13 protein-coding genes and 2 tRNA genes are annotated in these 15,527 nt (G+C 55.2%); all 15 read left to right on the top strand.

Features of this window, described 5'->3' with window-relative positions; translation table 11 throughout:
- Positions 1-3: 3 nt before the first annotated feature.
- Entirely contained in the window at positions 4-852 is an 849-nt protein-coding gene (folP, locus tag CSK29544_RS02595) for a dihydropteroate synthase (RefSeq protein WP_007888611.1), read from the top strand.
- Positions 845-2,182 (top strand): phosphoglucosamine mutase, encoded by a 1,338-nt coding sequence (glmM, locus tag CSK29544_RS02590; RefSeq protein WP_004385063.1) that lies wholly within the window; start codon positions 845-847, stop codon positions 2,180-2,182. The genes folP and glmM overlap by 8 nt, the downstream gene beginning before the upstream one ends.
- Positions 2,183-2,405: 223 nt before the next feature.
- Positions 2,406-2,738, top strand: coding sequence for a preprotein translocase subunit SecG (gene secG / locus CSK29544_RS02585; protein ID WP_004385062.1), 333 nt, complete (start codon positions 2,406-2,408; stop codon positions 2,736-2,738).
- Positions 2,739-2,780: 42 nt separating this feature from the next.
- Positions 2,781-2,867: transfer RNA gene (locus tag CSK29544_RS02580), tRNA-Leu, on the top strand.
- Positions 2,868-2,926: 59 nt separating this feature from the next.
- A tRNA-Met gene (locus CSK29544_RS02575) sits at positions 2,927-3,003 on the top strand.
- A gap of 213 nt (positions 3,004-3,216) precedes the next feature.
- Positions 3,217-3,669, top strand: a complete 453-nt coding sequence (gene rimP / locus CSK29544_RS02570; protein WP_004385061.1) for a ribosome maturation factor RimP — start codon at positions 3,217-3,219, stop codon at positions 3,667-3,669.
- 27 nt (positions 3,670-3,696) lie between these two features.
- On the top strand, positions 3,697-5,184 hold the full coding sequence (gene nusA, locus CSK29544_RS02565) for a transcription termination factor NusA (protein ID WP_007780472.1): 1,488 nt from the start codon (positions 3,697-3,699) through the stop codon (positions 5,182-5,184).
- 24 nt (positions 5,185-5,208) lie between these two features.
- Positions 5,209-7,920 carry a translation initiation factor IF-2 gene (infB, locus tag CSK29544_RS02560; RefSeq protein WP_004385059.1) on the top strand — a complete coding sequence of 904 codons (2,712 nt, stop codon included), beginning with the start codon at positions 5,209-5,211 and terminating at the stop codon, positions 7,918-7,920.
- Between the two features lie 135 nt (positions 7,921-8,055).
- Positions 8,056-8,457: a 30S ribosome-binding factor RbfA gene (gene rbfA, locus CSK29544_RS02555; RefSeq protein WP_004385058.1), complete on the top strand. Its 402-nt coding sequence runs from the start codon at positions 8,056-8,058 to the stop codon at positions 8,455-8,457.
- Entirely contained in the window at positions 8,457-9,401 is a 945-nt protein-coding gene (gene truB / locus CSK29544_RS02550; RefSeq protein WP_007888605.1) for a tRNA pseudouridine(55) synthase TruB, read from the top strand. Before rbfA ends, truB begins: the two co-directional genes overlap by 1 nt.
- 143 nt (positions 9,402-9,544) lie before the next feature.
- Positions 9,545-9,814 carry a 30S ribosomal protein S15 gene (rpsO, locus tag CSK29544_RS02545; RefSeq protein WP_004385056.1) on the top strand — a complete coding sequence of 90 codons (270 nt, stop codon included), beginning with the start codon at positions 9,545-9,547 and terminating at the stop codon, positions 9,812-9,814.
- Between the two features lie 244 nt (positions 9,815-10,058).
- A complete protein-coding gene (gene pnp / locus CSK29544_RS02540) occupies positions 10,059-12,194 on the top strand; it encodes a polyribonucleotide nucleotidyltransferase (RefSeq protein WP_015387065.1) in 2,136 nt (711 codons plus the stop codon).
- A gap of 116 nt (positions 12,195-12,310) precedes the next feature.
- A complete protein-coding gene (gene nlpI, locus CSK29544_RS02535) occupies positions 12,311-13,195 on the top strand; it encodes a lipoprotein NlpI (RefSeq protein ID WP_004385054.1) in 885 nt (294 codons plus the stop codon).
- Positions 13,196-13,302: 107 nt separating this feature from the next.
- A complete protein-coding gene (yrbN, locus tag CSK29544_RS24145) occupies positions 13,303-13,383 on the top strand; it encodes a protein YrbN (protein WP_097563900.1) in 81 nt (26 codons plus the stop codon).
- Positions 13,376-15,283, top strand: a complete 1,908-nt coding sequence (locus CSK29544_RS02530) for a DEAD/DEAH family ATP-dependent RNA helicase (protein WP_007888597.1) — start codon at positions 13,376-13,378, stop codon at positions 15,281-15,283. Before yrbN ends, CSK29544_RS02530 begins: the two co-directional genes overlap by 8 nt.
- Positions 15,284-15,527: the final 244 nt, after the last annotated feature.

Below are 15,527 nucleotides of genomic sequence, written 5' to 3'. Positions count from 1 at the left end.
GCAATGAAACTCTTCGCTCAGGGCTTAACGCTCGAACTTTCTCACCCGCATGTTATGGGGATCCTGAATGTTACACCGGACTCTTTCTCTGATGGCGGTCAGCACAACACGCTCACAGAGGCGGTGAAACACGCGAACGCGATGATTAACGCCGGTGCGACCATCATTGATGTTGGCGGCGAGTCGACGCGCCCCGGAGCAGCGGAAGTGAGCGTGGAAGAAGAGCTTTCCCGCGTGGTACCGGTGGTGGAAGCACTGGCGCAGCGCTTTGAAGTCTGGGTGTCTGTCGATACCTCTAAACCGGAAGTGATCCGTGAATCGGCGCGTGCCGGGGCGCATATCATTAACGATATTCGATCGCTGACAGAGCCGGGCGCGCTTGAGGCGGCGGCAGAGAGCGGATTGCCGGTTTGCCTGATGCATATGCAGGGCCAGCCGAAAACGATGCAGCAGGCACCGCATTACGACGATGTCTTTGCCGACGTCACACGTTTTTTTGAGCAGCACATCGCCCGTTGCGAGGCGGCGGGCATTACAAAAGAAAAAATCATACTCGACCCGGGATTCGGTTTCGGTAAAAATCTGACCCACAATTACCAGCTTCTCGCCCGGCTTTCAGAATTCCGGCGTTTCGGAATGCCTTTGCTGGTGGGAATGTCGCGTAAATCGATGATTGGCCAGTTACTTAACGTCGGACCCGATCAGCGCTTGCCTGGAAGCCTTGCCTGTGCGGTGATGGCGGCGATGCAGGGCGCGCAGATCGTTCGCGTTCATGACGTCAAAGAGACGGTCGAAGCGATGCGCGTGGTGGAAGCAACTCTTTCAGCGAAGGATAAAAAATACTATGAGTAACCGTAAATATTTTGGGACCGATGGCATTCGCGGTCGCGTGGGCGATGCGCCAATTACCCCTGATTTTGTCCTGAAGCTTGGCTGGGCGGCAGGAAAAGTGCTGGCGCGTCACGGCTCCCGCAAAGTCATTATCGGCAAGGACACCCGTATTTCCGGTTACATGCTGGAATCCGCACTGGAAGCGGGCCTGGCTGCGGCAGGGCTGTCTGCGCTGTTTACCGGGCCGATGCCTACGCCAGCCGTAGCCTATTTGACGCGTACTTTTCGTGCCGAGGCCGGCATTGTCATTTCTGCCTCTCATAACCCGTTCTACGATAATGGCATCAAATTTTTCTCCATTGAAGGCACGAAACTGCCTGATGAAGTGGAAGAGGCTATCGAAGCTGAGCTTGAGAAAGAGATCAGCTGCGTGGATTCCGCCGAGCTCGGTAAAGCGAGCCGCATTGTGGATGCCGCAGGCCGTTATATCGAATTTTGCAAAGGCACATTCCCGAATGAGCTCAGCCTGAACGGGCTGAAGATTGTGGTGGATTGCGCGAACGGCGCGACGTATCACATTGCGCCAAATGTACTGCGCGAGCTGGGCGCGCGCGTCGTAACCATCGGCTCTGAGCCGGATGGCCTGAACATCAACGAAAAATGCGGCGCGACCGATGTTCGTTTGCTGCAGGAGCGCGTCGTAGCCGAGAAAGCCGATCTGGGTATTGCGTTTGACGGCGATGGCGACCGCGTCATTATGGTCGACCATGAAGGCAACAAAGTAGATGGCGACCAGATCCTGTATATCATTGCCCGTGAAGGACTGCGTCAGGGCCAGTTGCGCGGCGGCGCGGTCGGCACGCTCATGAGCAACATGGGGCTGGAAGTCGCTCTCAAACAGCTTGGTATTCCGTTTGCGCGCGCGAAAGTGGGCGACCGTTACGTGCTGGAAAAAATGCAGGAAAAAGGCTGGCGCATCGGTGCCGAAAACTCAGGTCACGTTATCCTGCTGGATAAAACCACCACAGGCGACGGCATTGTGGCTGCCTTGCAGGTGTTAACGGCGATTGCGCGTAACCATATGAGCCTGCACGATCTCTGCAGCGGTATGAAGCTGTTTCCGCAAATTCTGGTAAATGTTCGTTTCACGCCAGGCAGCGGCGACCCGCTGGAACATGACACGGTGAAAGCGGTAACTGAAGAAGTGGAGCAAGCGCTCGGCAAACGCGGGCGCGTGCTGCTGCGTAAATCCGGTACCGAGCCGCTTATCCGCGTGATGGTGGAAGGCGAAAACGAAGCGCAGGTGACGGAGTTTGCGCATCGTATCGCGGATGCCGTGAAAGCCGTTTAAGCCCCGAGCGTTTAAAAAGGCGACGAAAGTCGCCTTTAAAATCGCCGTTTTAGCGCGTTTTGCCGTTTTTTTCCGCAGTCAGCATTTGTCGATGAAATTGCGCTTGCGCGCCCATGACTCTTTCGTTAGTATTCACACCCGCTTCAGTAGGGAATGACAAATACCCCTGCTTTATTGGTTTGAAGCAATTGGCTGCGGTAACCCCGCAAGGAACAGGTTGATTATGTACGAAGCTCTTTTGGTAGTTTTCCTTATTGTAGCGCTGGGCCTTGTTGGTCTTATCATGCTGCAGCAAGGTAAAGGCGCTGATATGGGAGCCTCTTTTGGCGCAGGCGCTTCAGCTACGCTGTTCGGTTCAAGTGGTTCTGGTAACTTCATGACCCGTATGACCGCTGTGCTGGCAACCCTGTTCTTCATTATCAGCCTGGTGCTGGGTAACATTAACAGCAACAAAACCAATAAAGGAAGCGAGTGGGAAAACCTGACTGCGCCAGCAAAAACTGAGCAGACTCAGCCCGCAGCGCCGGCTAAGCCGACCAGCGATATCCCGCGTTAATTTGTCAGCTTCGCGCAGTAAACAGAAACTGCGCACTATAGTGCCGAGGTGGTGGAATTGGTAGACACGCTACCTTGAGGTGGTAGTGCCCGATTGGGCTTACGGGTTCAAGTCCCGTCCTCGGTACCAAATCCCAGCAAAACTTGCAATTTAGACGTTAAAGGCGTAGTATTTGCCACGTTTTCGGACGCGGGGTGGAGCAGCATGGTAGCTCGTCGGGCTCATAACCCGAAGGTCGTCGGTTCAAATCCGGCCCCCGCAACCACTTTCCCTGAGAGTTGTTTTTCAAATATACTGTGAAGTGCAGCGAATGCCTTCCTCACCGTTTTTGAAAGAAAATTCCCTGGAAGGTGTTCCGGGCCGCGCATCGCGGTTTACAGGGTTCAGTTATTAAAAGCCCCGATTTATCGGGGTTTTTTGTTATCTGGCTAAAGAATAACTGGGCTATATGCCCTTTTTTTATGTCCCGGGGGTGGGCTTGTCCACATTAGAGCAAAAATTAACAGAGATGATTACGGCACCGGTGGAAGCGCTGGGCTACGAACTCGTCGGCATCGAATTCATTCGCGGTCGCACATCGACGCTGCGCATCTATATTGATAGTGAAGATGGCATCACTGTTGACGATTGTGCTGATGTCAGCCACCAGGTTAGCTCCGTTCTGGATGTCGAAGACCCTATTACGGTGGCTTATAACCTGGAAGTCTCCTCGCCTGGCCTCGACCGTCCTCTCTTCACTGCCGAACATTACGCCCGTTACACTGGTGAAGAGGTGACACTGGTACTGCGTATGGCGGTACAGAATCGTCGTAAGTGGCAGGGGATCATTAAAGCCGTTGATGGCGAGATGATTACCGTTGCAGTTGACGGCAAAGATGAAGTGTTCGCGCTCAGCAACATCCAGAGAGCGAACCTGGTACCCCAATTTTAACAGTCTGGATTGAGGCGAAGGCCCCTGATGAATAAAGAAATTTTGGCTGTTGTCGAAGCAGTTTCCAACGAAAAAGCGGTTCCGCGCGAGAAAATTTTTGAAGCGCTGGAAAGCGCCCTGGCTACGGCAACCAAGAAAAAATATGAACAAGAGATCGATGTTCGCGTGAGCATCGACCGTAAAAGCGGTGATTTCGATACGTTCCGCCGCTGGGTCATTGTCGAAGAAGTTACCCAGCCGACCCGAGAAATCACGCTGGAAGCGGCACGTTACGAAGATCCGAGCCTGAATGTTGGCGACTACGTTGAAGATCAGATTGAATCCGTAACGTTTGACCGTATCACCACGCAGACCGCGAAACAGGTCATCGTACAGAAAGTGCGTGAAGCTGAGCGCGCGATGGTCGTTGACCAGTTCCGCGAGCATGAAGGTGAAATCATCACCGGCGTGGTGAAAAAAGTGAACCGCGAAAACATCACGCTGGACCTCGGCAGCAATGCTGAAGCGGTCATTCTGCGTGAAGACATGCTGCCGCGTGAAAACTTCCGTCCGGGCGACCGTATCCGCGGCGTACTGTACGCTGTCCGTCCTGAAGCACGCGGCGCTCAGCTGTTTGTCACTCGCGCCAAGCCGGAGATGCTGATCGAGCTGTTCCGCATCGAAGTACCGGAAATCGGCGAAGAAGTGATTGAAATTAAAGCGGCAGCTCGCGATCCGGGCTCACGCGCTAAAATCGCGGTGAAAACCAACGACAAGCGTATCGACCCGGTCGGTGCCTGCGTAGGCATGCGTGGCGCGCGTGTTCAGGCTGTGTCGACCGAGCTTGGCGGCGAGCGTATTGATATCGTGCTGTGGGATGATAATCCTGCGCAGTTCGTTATCAACGCCATGGCACCGGCAGATGTAGCCTCTATCGTGGTGGATGAAGACAAACACACCATGGATATCGCCGTCGAAGCGGGCAATCTGGCGCAGGCTATCGGCCGTAACGGCCAGAACGTGCGTCTTGCTTCACAGCTGAGCGGCTGGGAACTCAACGTCATGACCGTTGAAGACCTTCAGGCCAAGCATCAGGCTGAAGCGCACGCCGCTATCGATACTTTCACTAAGTATCTCGATATTGATGAAGAGTTCGCCACGGTTCTGGTGGAAGAAGGCTTCTCCACGCTCGAAGAACTGGCTTATGTGCCGATGAAAGAGCTGCTGGAAATTGACGGCCTGGATGAGCCGACCGTGGAAGCATTACGCGAACGTGCTAAGAACGCGCTCACCACCCTTGCGCTGGCTCAGGAAGAGAGCCTCGGCGATAACAAACCGGCTGACGATCTGCTGAACCTTGAAGGCATGGATCGCACGCTGGCTTACAAACTCGCTGCGCGCGGTGTGTGTACGCTTGATGACCTCGCCGATCAGGGCGTGGACGACCTCGCGGATATCGAAGGGTTGACCGATGAGAAAGCCGGTGAGCTTATCATGGCCGCTCGTAACATCCGCTGGTTTAGCGACGAAGCGTAATAAACTGTAGCAGGAAGGAACAGCATGACTGATGTAACCGTAAAAGCGCTGGCCGCAGAGATTCAGACCTCCGTGGACCGCCTGGTACAGCAATTCGCTGATGCAGGGATCCCGAAGTCCGCTGAAGACTCTGTGACGGCACAAGAGAAACAAGCCTTACTGGCGCACCTGAACCGCGAACATGGCTCAGGGCCGGATAAGTTGACTTTACAGCGCAAAACGCGCAGTACTTTAAATATTCAGGGTACCGGCGGGAAAAGTAAGTCGGTACAGATCGAAGTCCGCAAAAAACGCACCTTTGTAAAACGTGATCCGCAAGAGGCAGAGCGTCTCGCCGCGGAAGAACAGGCGAAGCGTGAGGCGGAAGAGCAGGCCCGTCGTGAAGCAGAGGAAGCTGCCAAGCGAGAGGCAGAGGAAAAAGCCAAGCGTGAAGCCGGCGATAAGGCTAAACGTGAAGCTGAAGAACAAGCTAAACGCGATGCCGCTGATAAAGCGAAACGTGAAGCTGCGGAAACGAGCAAAGTGAGCAATCAACAAACTGACGAAGTGAGCAAAGCTGCTCAGGCGGAAAAAGCCCGCCGCGAAGCTGAAGCCCTTGAACTTAAGCGCAAGGCCGAAGAAGAAGCGCGTCGCAAGCTGGAAGAAAATGCCCGTCGCGTAGCGGAAGAAGCCCGTCGTATGGCTGAAGAGAACGCGACCAAGTGGGAAAGCGGCAGCGAAGAAGAATCTGAAGATACCAGCGACTACCATGTCACCACTTCACAGCATGCGCGTCAGGCAGAAGATGACAGCGACCGTGAAGTAGAAGGCGGCCGTGGTCGCGCGCGTCCAGCGAAAGTCGCACGCCAGAAGAAAAGCAATAAACATTCCGAATCCAAAGCGGATCGTGAAGAAGCCCGTGCAGCCGTTCGCGGCGGCAAAGGCGGCAAGCGTAAAGGCAGCTCCCTGCAGCAGGGCTTCAACAAGCCGGCTCAGGCGGTTAACCGTGACGTTGTTATCGGTGAAACCATCACCGTGGCTGAACTCGCTAACAAGATGGCTGTAAAAGGCTCTCAGGTTATCAAAGCGATGATGAAGCTCGGCGCGATGGCAACCATCAACCAGGTCATCGATCAGGAAACCGCGCAGCTGGTTGCTGAAGAGATGGGCCACAAAGTTATCCTGCGTCGTGAAAACGAGCTGGAAGAAGCGGTAATGAGCGACCGTGACATGGGCGCACAGGCTGAGCCGCGCGCGCCGGTTGTGACCATCATGGGTCACGTTGACCACGGTAAAACCTCTCTGCTCGACTATATCCGTTCCACGAAAGTGGCATCTGGCGAAGCGGGCGGCATTACCCAGCACATCGGTGCATACCATGTGCAGACCGATAACGGCATGATCACCTTCCTGGATACCCCGGGTCACGCCGCGTTTACCGCGATGCGTGCACGTGGTGCGCAGGCAACGGATATCGTGGTTCTGGTGGTTGCGGCGGACGACGGCGTGATGCCTCAGACCATCGAAGCTATCCAGCATGCGAAAGCGGCGAAAGTGCCGGTTGTCGTTGCGGTGAACAAAATCGATAAGCCTGATGCCGATCCGGATCGCGTTAAAAACGAACTGTCTCAGCACGGCATCATCCCGGAAGAGTGGGGCGGCGATTGCCAGTTCGTCCACGTTTCTGCGAAAGCGGGTACCGGTATCGATGAGCTGCTGGACGCCATCCTGCTGCAGTCCGAAGTTCTGGAACTGAAAGCGGTACGTAAAGGTATGGCGAGCGGCGTGGTTATCGAATCCTTCCTGGATAAAGGTCGTGGTCCGGTCGCTACCGTTCTGGTTCGCGAAGGTACGCTGAACAAAGGCGATATCGTGCTGTGTGGCTTCGAATATGGCCGCGTGCGTGCGATGCGTAACGAACTGAACCAGGAAGTCCAGGAAGCCGGTCCGTCCATTCCTGTTGAGATTCTGGGTCTCTCCGGCGTTCCTGCCGCGGGTGACGAAGTGACCGTGGTGCGTGATGAGAAGAAAGCGCGTGAAGTGGCGCTCTATCGTCAGGGTAAATTCCGCGAAGTCAAACTGGCGCGTCAGCAGAAATCGAAACTCGAGAACATGTTCGCGAATATGACCGAGGGCGAAGTTCACGAAGTCAACATCGTGCTGAAAGCCGACGTACAGGGCTCCGTAGAAGCGATTTCCGACTCCCTGCTGAAACTCTCCACCGACGAAGTGAAGGTGAAGATTGTTGGCTCGGGCGTGGGTGGTATCACCGAAACCGACGCCACGCTGGCTGCGGCTTCCAACGCCATCCTGGTGGGCTTCAACGTTCGTGCCGATGCCTCTGCGCGCCGTGTTATCGAAGCGGAAAGCCTGGATCTGCGCTACTACTCCGTTATCTATAATCTGATCGACGAAGTGAAAGCGGCGATGAGCGGCATGCTGTCGCCTGAGCTGAAACAGCAGATCATTGGTCTGGCCGAAGTACGTGACGTGTTCAAATCGCCGAAATTCGGCGCGATCGCGGGCTGTATGGTTACCGAAGGCACGATTAAGCGTCATAACCCAATCCGCGTACTGCGCGACAACGTGGTTATCTATGAAGGCGAGCTGGAATCCCTGCGCCGCTTCAAAGATGACGTTAACGAAGTCCGTAACGGCATGGAATGTGGTATCGGCGTTAAGAACTACAACGACGTCCGTGTTGGCGACATGATCGAAGTCTTCGAGATCATCGAAATCCAGCGCAGCATCGACTAATCCCTGTTATGCCCGGCGCACTGCGTCTGCCGGGCCTGGATTAGGACACATTTTGTAGGCCGGGTTAGCGAAGCGCCACCCGGTATGACTATTCAAAAGGGGCTAATAGCCCCTTTTTTGTCTGGAGATTTTATTATGGCGAAAGAATTTGGTCGCCCGCAGCGCGTGGCGCAGGAGATGCAAAAAGAGATTGCCATCATTCTGCAGCGCGAAATCAAAGATCCGCGCGTTGGGCTGATGACCACCGTATCAGGCGTTGAAGTATCCCGCGACCTGGCGTATGCCAAAGTGTTCGTGACGTTCCTGAACGATAAAGACGAAGCGGCGGTAAAAGCCGGTATCAAAGCGCTGCAGGACGCGTCTGGCTTTATTCGCTCCCTGCTGGGCAAAGCGATGCGTCTGCGCATCGTGCCGGAACTGACCTTCTTCTACGACAACTCCCTGGTCGAAGGGATGCGGATGTCCAACCTGGTCACCAGCGTAGTGAAACACGACGAAGAGCGTCGCGTTAATCCGGACGACGACAAGGAGGAATAATGAGTCGTCCTCGTCGTCGCGGTCGCGATGTGCATGGCGTATTGTTGCTGGATAAGCCGCAGGGGCTCTCCTCCAACGATGCGCTGCAAAAAGTAAAACGTATTTATAACGCCAATCGCGCTGGTCACACCGGCGCGCTGGACCCGCTGGCGACCGGCATGCTGCCCATCTGCCTCGGTGAAGCGACCAAGTTTTCTCAGTATCTTCTCGATTCCGACAAACGCTATCGCGTGATTGCGCGTCTTGGCCAGCGTACTGACACTTCCGATGCTGACGGCACGGTGGTGGAAGAGCGCCCGGTTACGTTCAGCGAGCAGCAACTGCAGGATGCGCTGGAAAGCTTCCGTGGCGACACCTTGCAGGTGCCGACCATGTTCTCGGCGCTGAAGTATCAGGGTAAACCGCTGTACGAGTATGCGCGTCAGGGGATTGAAGTGCCGCGCGAAGCGCGCCCGATTACGGTTTATGAACTGCTGTTTATTCGTCATGAAGGCGATGAGCTTGAGCTGGAAGTGCACTGCTCGAAAGGGACTTACATCCGCACCATCATTGACGATTTGGGCGAGAAGCTCGGCTGCGGCGCGCATGTGATTTATCTGCGTCGTCTGGCAGTCAGCAAATATCCTGTCGAGCGTATGGTAACGCTTGAGCAGCTCAACGCGCTGCTTGAAGAAGCACAGACGCGTGATATCGCGCCGTCTGAGTTGCTCGATCCACTGTTAATGCCGATGGACAGCCCGGCTGCGGATTACCCTGTGGTGAACCTGCCGCTGACGTCATCCGTATACTTTAAGAACGGCAATCCGGTACGCACTACGGGCGCGCCGACAGAGGGCCTTGTTCGCGTAACGGAAGGCGAAGCGCAGAAGTTTCTCGGCATGGGTGAAATCGACAACGAAGGGCGCGTGGCACCTCGCCGTCTGGTCGTAGAGTATCCGGTTTAATCCTCGTCGTTACCTTGCGATAACAGGCCGCGACAGGTAGAATATTGCGGCTAAACACTACATCGTCATTTTAAATGCAGATGTAGCCTCGGGTGGCTGAATTAGAGATCGGCACCCTTATTTTTTATAAACTGGAGTTAAAAATGTCTCTAAGCGTTGAAGCTAAAGCTAAAATCGTTTCTGAGTTTGGTCGTGGTGAGAACGACAGCGGTTCTACCGAAGTTCAGGTTGCCCTGCTGACTGCGCAGATCAACCACCTGCAGGGTCACTTTGCAGAGCACAAAAAAGATCACCACAGCCGTCGTGGTCTGCTGCGCATGGTTTCTCAGCGTCGTAAACTGCTCGACTACCTGAAACGTAAAGATGTAGCACGCTACACTGCGCTGATCGAGCGCCTGGGTCTGCGTCGCTAATCACTGCGAGTTTCAGAAAAGGGGGCCTTTACGGCCCCTTTTTTCGACCAGACGGCAGCAATTACGAGTAAACTCATGTATTGTTGCTAAGTATGATCTTCGTTGCAGAGGTTCGCGCGGCTAATGAGAGGCTTTATCCGCACAGGCGGGTTAAGGTTGTCATTAGTCGCGAGGATGCAAAGAAGATCGGGTACTGTCAGCACGGCTTTGGGCGTGCTGTTCTTCATTTAGAAAGGGTATAATTTTGCTTAATCCGATCGTCCGCAAATTTCAGTATGGTCAACATACTGTCACTCTTGAAACCGGAATGATGGCTCGTCAGGCCACTGCTGCCGTTATGGTAAGCATGGATGACACTGCGGTATTCGTGACCGTAGTTGGTGCTAAAAAAGCGAAGCCGGGCCAGGACTTTTTCCCGCTGACCATTAACTATCAGGAGCGTACCTACGCTGCTGGCCGCATCCCGGGCGGTTTCTTCCGTCGTGAAGGCCGTCCGAGCGAAGGCGAAACGCTGATCGCGCGTCTGATTGACCGCCCGCTGCGTCCGCTGTTCCCGGAAGGCTTCGTTAACGAAGTTCAGGTTATCGCGACCGTTGTTTCCGTTAACCCACAGGTTAACCCGGATATCGTTGCGATGATTGGCGCGTCCGCTGCGCTGTCTCTGTCCGGTATTCCATTCAACGGCCCGATTGGTGCCGCGCGCGTGGGTTACATCAACGACCAGTACGTACTGAACCCGACCCAGGATGAGCTGAAATCCAGCAAACTGGATCTGGTTGTCGCTGGTACTGAAAGCGCCGTGCTGATGGTGGAATCCGAAGCTGAACTGCTGAGCGAAGATCAGATGCTGGGCGCCGTGGTGTTCGGCCACGAGCAGCAGCAGGTTGTGATTCAGAATATCAACGATCTGGTGAAAGAAGCGGGCAAACCGCGCTGGGACTGGCAGCCTGAAGCCGCTAACGAAGCGCTCAACGCGCGCGTGAAAGCGCTGGCTGAATCTCGTCTGAGCGACGCGTACCGCATCACTGATAAACAAGAACGTTACAGCCAGATCGACGCTATCAAAGCGGACGTCATCGCGGCATTGCAGGCTGAACAGGCCGAAGGCGACGCGCTTGACGAAAACGAGCTGGGCGACATCCTGCACGCTATCGAGAAGAACGTTGTTCGTTCCCGCGTACTGGCTGGCGAACCGCGTATCGATGGTCGCGAAAAAGACATGATCCGTGGCCTGGACGTGCGCACTGGCGTACTGCCGCGTACTCACGGCTCCGCGCTGTTCACCCGTGGTGAAACGCAGGCGCTGGTTACCGCGACGCTCGGTACCGAACGCGACGCGCAGAATATCGACGAACTGATGGGCGAGCGTACTGACCGCTTCCTGTTCCACTACAACTTCCCTCCGTACTCTGTCGGCGAAACCGGCATGGTCGGTTCTCCGAAGCGTCGTGAAATCGGTCACGGTCGTCTGGCGAAACGCGGCGTACTGGCAGTCATGCCGGCAGCTGACCGCTTCCCGTACACCGTCCGCGTGGTGTCTGAAATCACCGAATCCAATGGTTCTTCTTCCATGGCTTCCGTGTGTGGCGCTTCTCTGGCGCTGATGGACGCGGGCGTGCCGATTAAAGCCGCTGTCGCGGGTATTGCGATGGGTCTGGTGAAAGAAGGCGAAAACTTTGTCGTACTGTCCGACATTCTGGGTGATGAAGACCACCTGGGCGACATGGACTTCAAAGTAGCCGGTTCCCGTGAAGGTATCACTGCGCTGCAGATGGATATCAAAATCGAAGGCATCACCAAAGAGATCATGCAGGTGGCGCTGAATCAGGCTAAAGGTGCGCGTCTGCACATTCTTGGCGTGATGGAACAGGCTATCAACGCACCGCGTGGCGATATCTCTCAGTTCGCACCGCGTATTCACACCATCAAGATCAGCCCGGACAAGATCAAAGACGTGATCGGTAAAGGCGGCTCTGTGATTCGTGCGCTGACTGAAGAAACCGGCACCACCATCGAAATCGAAGATGACGGCACGGTGAAAATTGCAGCGACCGACGGCGAGAAAGCGAAACACGCAATTCGTCGTATCGAAGAGATTACCGCTGAAATCGAAGTGGGCCGTATCTACAATGGTAAAGTGACCCGCATCGTTGACTTCGGTGCCTTCGTCGCTATCGGCGGCGGTAAAGAAGGTCTGGTACATATCTCTCAGATCGCCGACAAGCGCGTTGAGAAAGTGACCGACTATCTGCAGATGGGTCAGGAAGTACCGGTTAAGGTACTGGAAGTTGACCGTCAGGGCCGCGTACGTCTGAGCATCAAAGAAGCAACCGAGCAGACTCAGGAAGCAGCAGCCCCTGCTGCGCCGGAAGCCGAGTAAGGTTTGCCGTTTAGCTCTCCGTGGCGACACGGAGAGCCATTTGTTACGAGGCAGGATGCCCCGTTTGCAGCCGGGGGACAGGACGTTCATCCAATAGTTGTCTTCGGGAGTAGGAAATGAAGCCTTTATTGCGCTGGTGTTTCGTTGCGACAGCACTCACGCTGGCAGGATGCAGCAACTCTGCCTGGCGTAAGAGCGAGGTCCTGGCGGTGCCATTGCAACCGGCCTTGCAGCAAGAAGTGATCCTCGCACGCATGGAGCAGATCCTCGCAAGTCGGGCTTTAACCGATGATGAACGCGCACAGCTTTTATATGAGCGCGGAGTGTTGTATGATAGTCTTGGTTTGCGGGCACTGGCGCGAAATGATTTTTCACAAGCGCTGGCTATCCGACCCGATATGCCTGAAGTATTCAACTACTTAGGCATTTATTTAACGCAGGCAGGCAATTTTGATGCTGCCTATGAAGCGTTTGATTCTGTACTTGAGCTTGATCCAACTTACAACTACGCGCATTTGAATCGCGGTATCGCCCTCTATTACGGCGGACGTTACCGATTAGCGCAAGATGATCTGCTGGCGTTTTATCACGACGATCCCAATGATCCTTTCCGTAGTCTGTGGCTCTTCCTTGCTGAAAGCAAAATGGATGAGAAACAGGCCAAAGCGGCCTTGCAAGAACGCTTTGAGAAATCGGACAAAGAACAGTGGGGATGGAACATTGTCGAATTCTGGCTCGGCGACATTAGCGAAAAAACGCTAATGGAACGCCTGAAGGCAGACGCAACGGATAACACCTCGCTCGCTGAGCATCTCAGTGAAACCAACTTCTATTTAGGTAAGTACTACCTAAGTCTGGGGGATAAGGACAGCGCCACGGCACTGTTCAAATTAGCGGTTGCTAACAACGTCCACAACTTCGTTGAGCACCGTTATGCATTGTTGGAATTAGCGCTCTTGGGCCAGGAGCAAGATGACCTGGCAGAATCGGACCAGCAATAGCTGACGAACATTTCAGCCCACGGATTTTTTTACTAAAGTCATCACCTTAACCGGTGAGGGCTTGTTTGTTCGTTAATACACCTACTTTGAGCCGGTTCACACTTTTAATGAAAATTGCAGAAAATTTTCACGATGAGTTATGTAGACTGGCCGCCATTAATTCTGAGGCACTCGTACTACATGGCTGAATTCGAAACCACTTTTACTGATCTGGGCCTGAAGGCTCCAATCCTTGAAGCCCTTAACGATCTGGGTTACGAAAAACCATCTCCAATCCAGGCAGAATGTATTCCGCATCTGCTGGGTGGTCGCGACGTTCTGGGTATGGCCCAGACCGGTAGCGGCAAAACCGCAGCGTTCTCACTGCCGCTGCTCCACAACATTGATGAAACTCTGCGCGCGCCGCAGATTCTGGTTCTGGCTCCGACCCGCGAACTGGCGGTTCAGGTTGCTGAAGCCATGACCGATTTCTCTAAACATATGCATGGCGTAAACGTCGTGGCCCTGTATGGCGGCCAGCGTTATGACGTGCAGCTGCGCGCACTGCGCCAGGGTCCGCAGATTGTGGTCGGTACGCCGGGCCGTCTGCTGGATCACCTCAAGCGCGGCACGCTGGATCTTTCTAACCTGAAAGGCCTGGTACTGGACGAAGCAGACGAAATGCTGCGTATGGGCTTCATCGAAGACGTTGAAACCATCATGGCGCAGATCCCGGCTGAACATCAGACCGCGCTCTTCTCCGCGACCATGCCGGAAGCGATTCGTCGCATCACCCGCCGCTTTATGAAAGAGCCGCAGGAAGTGCGCATCCAGTCCAGCGTCACCACTCGCCCGGACATCAGCCAGAGCTACTGGTCTGTGTACGGCATGCGTAAAAACGAAGCGCTGGTGCGTTTCCTGGAAGCGGAAGATTTTGACGCGGCGATTATCTTCGTGCGCACCAAAAACGCGACCCTGGAAGTGGCTGAAGCGCTGGAGCGCAGCGGCTACAACAGCGCCGCGCTGAACGGTGACATGAACCAGGCCCTGCGCGAGCAGACGCTGGAGCGTCTGAAAGACGGTCGTCTGGATATCCTGATCGCAACCGACGTTGCGGCGCGTGGTCTGGACGTTGAGCGTATCAGCCTTGTGGTGAACTACGACATCCCGATGGACTCCGAGTCTTACGTTCACCGTATCGGCCGTACCGGTCGTGCGGGCCGTGCAGGTCGTGCGCTGCTGTTCGTTGAGAACCGTGAGCGTCGTCTGCTGCGTAACATTGAACGCACCATGAAGCTGACCATTCCGGAAGTAGAGCTGCCGAACGCAGAACTGCTGGGCAAACGCCGTCTGGAAAAATTCGCCGCGAAAGTCCAGCAGCAGCTGGAAAGCAGCGATCTGGACCAGTACCGTGCGCTGCTGACCAAGCTTCAGCCGGAAGGCGAGCTGGATGTGGAAACGCTGGCTGCTGCGTTGCTGAAAATGGCGCAGGGCGAACGTCCGCTGATCCTGCCGCCGGATGCGCCGATGCGTCCGAAGCGTGAATTCCGCGATCGCGATGACCGTTTCGAGCGTCGTGGCGACCGTAACGATCGTGGCCCGCGTGGCGACCGCAACGGTGAAGACCGTCCGCGTCGTGAGCGTCGTGACGCTGGCGATATGGAACTGTACCGCATCGAAGTGGGCCGTGATGATGGCGTCGAAGTGCGTCACATTGTGGGCGCTATCGCCAACGAAGGTGATATCAGCAGCCGTTACATCGGTAACATCAAGCTGTTCGCGTCTCACTCCACCATTGAGCTGCCGAAAGGCATGCCGACCGAAGTGCTGCAGCACTTCACCCGTACGCGTATTCTGAACAAGCCGATGAATATGCAGCTGATGGGTGATGCACAGCCGCGCGGCGATCGTCGTCCTGGCGGCGGTGGTCGTGGTTTCGGTGGCGAACGTCGTGAAGGCGGTCGCGGTGAAGGCCGTGGCGAAGGTCGTCGTTTCAGCGGCGAACGTCGCGAAGGCGGTCGTAGCTTCGGCGGCGATCGTCGTGAAGGCGGCCGCGGCCCGCGTCGTGATGACGCAGCGACCCCGCGCCGTCGTTTCGGCGACGCATAAGCGCAGAAAGTCTGACAACAAGCCCCGGCCATGCCGGGGCTTTTTTTATGGGCGTGATTCAGTGCGCTCGCCTTGCAGAGTCCCATCCTTCCTGGCTGCACGCCTTTCTGACGAAAAAACTAACGTGCTGTATCGCAAGCGACTGCCTGATAAATTCGCTGCCATACTGCGCTGCGGCCAGCCGAAGACGTCATGCTTTATTAAAGCCATAATTTTTTCTCCTTTTTGTACTCGCGTACTGGTA

Origin of the sequence: Cronobacter sakazakii (assembly GCF_000982825.1) — a bacterium.
In the GTDB taxonomy this organism is placed as follows: domain Bacteria; phylum Pseudomonadota; class Gammaproteobacteria; order Enterobacterales; family Enterobacteriaceae; genus Cronobacter; species Cronobacter sakazakii.
The sequence above is the reverse complement of the archived record's forward strand: the minus strand, read 5'-3'. Positions and strand labels throughout refer to the sequence as shown.

What these genes read in the sequence shown, in the direction of transcription:
- folP (WP_007888611.1), top strand. Translation starts at nt 4, where the DNA reads ATGAAACTCTTCGCTCAGGGCTTAACGCTCGAACTTTCTCACCCGCAT.
- glmM (WP_004385063.1), top strand. Translation starts at nt 845, where the DNA reads ATGAGTAACCGTAAATATTTTGGGACCGATGGCATTCGCGGTCGCGTG.
- secG (WP_004385062.1), top strand. Translation starts at nt 2,406, where the DNA reads ATGTACGAAGCTCTTTTGGTAGTTTTCCTTATTGTAGCGCTGGGCCTT.
- nusA (WP_007780472.1), top strand. Translation starts at nt 3,697, where the DNA reads ATGAATAAAGAAATTTTGGCTGTTGTCGAAGCAGTTTCCAACGAAAAA.
- infB (WP_004385059.1), top strand. Translation starts at nt 5,209, where the DNA reads ATGACTGATGTAACCGTAAAAGCGCTGGCCGCAGAGATTCAGACCTCC.
- rbfA (WP_004385058.1), top strand. Translation starts at nt 8,056, where the DNA reads ATGGCGAAAGAATTTGGTCGCCCGCAGCGCGTGGCGCAGGAGATGCAA.
- truB (WP_007888605.1), top strand. Translation starts at nt 8,457, where the DNA reads ATGAGTCGTCCTCGTCGTCGCGGTCGCGATGTGCATGGCGTATTGTTG.
- rpsO (WP_004385056.1), top strand. Translation starts at nt 9,545, where the DNA reads ATGTCTCTAAGCGTTGAAGCTAAAGCTAAAATCGTTTCTGAGTTTGGT.
- nlpI (WP_004385054.1), top strand. Translation starts at nt 12,311, where the DNA reads ATGAAGCCTTTATTGCGCTGGTGTTTCGTTGCGACAGCACTCACGCTG.
- yrbN (WP_097563900.1), top strand. Translation starts at nt 13,303, where the DNA reads ATGAAAATTGCAGAAAATTTTCACGATGAGTTATGTAGACTGGCCGCC.
- CSK29544_RS02530 (WP_007888597.1), top strand. Translation starts at nt 13,376, where the DNA reads ATGGCTGAATTCGAAACCACTTTTACTGATCTGGGCCTGAAGGCTCCA.